Genomic DNA, 1,960 nt, shown 5'->3' on the forward strand with positions numbered 1-1,960 from the left:
TGTCCCCCGGTTTTCCCGCCCGGATACGCCCCAAAACATCGCCAACGCCATGCGTCCCTATCAGGCGATGATGGATGCGCTGCGGGACGGCAAGGCCAATCCCGCGCGCGCCGACATCCCCACGGACCTGACGGCGCGCGCCCGTCACATCAAGGCCTTCGGATATTTTCACGACGCGTCGATGATGGGCATCTGTGCGCTGCCGCAGACCGCCCGGCTTGCTGCGCCGCACCGCGACCCCGACACGCTGTCGCAGGCCAGTGAACTGCTGGCAGGCCAGACCGCATCGCTGGCGGCGGGCGTGGACGTGGTGCTGGCCGATCTGCGCGACCACGTTCAGGCACCTGAAGGCGCCCTGCCCGAAAGCCACGCCTACGCCATTGTCTGCCTTAGCGCATGGCCCCGCGACCCACGCCCCGATGAGTCGGGAGTGGAGTGGATCGCTGACGCGCAGGTCGAACGGGCCTCGCTGCGTGCGAGCGAAAATGCGGTGGTACTGGCCGAATACCTCCGGGTTTTGGGCTACGACGCGCGGGCCCATACCCCCACGGCGCGGGATGTGGCGATGGAGCAACTCGCCCTGCACGCCGGCCTTGCCACCAACGAAGAAGGCATTCTGACGGCTCCCTTTGTGGGAACACGCTTCGGCCTTGCCCTTGTGACCACCGATCTCGCGCTCGCCAGCGACGCGCCGCTGGCCCCGCTCGACCAACAACCCGCTTTTGCGCGCCGCCGACCGCGCCGGGGCACGGCGGCGGCCGATCCCTATATAGGACGGGACTTCGCGATGGGCCCGCACCCCTTCGAGAAGCTCAAGCGGGTGGATGTCCCCACCACCTATATCGACGAACCGAACGTGCCCCGGGTGCCGAAACGGGCGGACATGTTCGCCCGGGGGCAGTTCGGCGACATGGGCGAAAAGGTGCAGACCGCGATGAAGGGCGGCCACCACGTGACCAAGACGGCGCCCTCCGCCGCGCAGCGCAGGCTGCTGGGCGCGCTCATCCTGTTGCAGGACGGCCCCGTCGCGGCACAGCGGCATCCCATCGAACCGCAGCAGGCCGCCGACGCGCTCAAGGCGGCGAGCCACTTCCTCGGCGCCGATGCCGCCGGCACATCCGCCTGCCCGGACTGGGCGTGGTACAGCCATGACGCCACCGGAACTCCGATCGAACCGCCCCACGATCAGGCGCTCAGCCTCATCGTCGACCAGGGCTACGACACGATGGAAGGGGCCAGCGGCGATGACTGGATCAGCGCCGCCCAGTCGATGCGCGCCTATCTGCGCTTTGCAATCCTCGGGGGTGTGCTGGCGGGCCATCTGCGTGCGCTCGGCCATCCGGCAAAGGCCCATACGGTTATGGACGGCGACGTGCTGCAACCACCGCTTCTGCTGCTTGCGGGCCTTGGCGAGGTAAGCCGCATCGGTGAAGTCATCCTCAACCCCTATCTGGGACCACGGCTCAAATCCGGCGTGGTGACGACATCGCTGCCACTTGTCCACGACAAACCCATCGATTTCGGCCTCCAACGGTTTTGCGCGTCCTGCAACAAATGCGCACGCGAATGCCCGTCGGGGGCCATTACGGCAGGCCCGAAGACCATGTTCAACGGCTACGAGATCTGGAAGTCCGACAGTCAGCGTTGCGCCACCTATCGCATCACCAATCAGGGCGGTGCCATGTGCGGAAGATGCATGAAAACCTGCCCCTGGAACCTCGAAGGTCTCTTTGCCGAAGCACCCTTTCGCTGGGCTGCGACGCATATCCCCCGCGCGGCACCTGTGCTGGCGCGGCTGGACGATGCGCTTGGCCGGGGCGGGCTGAACCCGGTAAAGACCTGGTGGTGGGATCTGGAAAAGAAGGCCGAAGGCGGGTTCAGGCTGCCGGATGCCCCGGTGAACCGGCGCGACCTGTCGCCGGACCTGAAACTCGCGGCCAAGGACCAGACATTGGCGGTC

Annotated in this window: 1 protein-coding gene; it reads left to right on the forward strand. The window is 66.8% G+C overall.

The window, feature by feature from the left end:
* Window positions 1–1,960, forward strand: a 1,960-nt coding sequence (locus tag A3728_RS11305; protein WP_150120742.1) for a 4Fe-4S double cluster binding domain-containing protein, incomplete at both ends; no start/stop codon positions are given.

It is taken from the genome of Sulfitobacter sp. HI0040, from assembly GCF_001634885.1.
Lineage (GTDB): Bacteria > Pseudomonadota > Alphaproteobacteria > Rhodobacterales > Rhodobacteraceae > Sulfitobacter.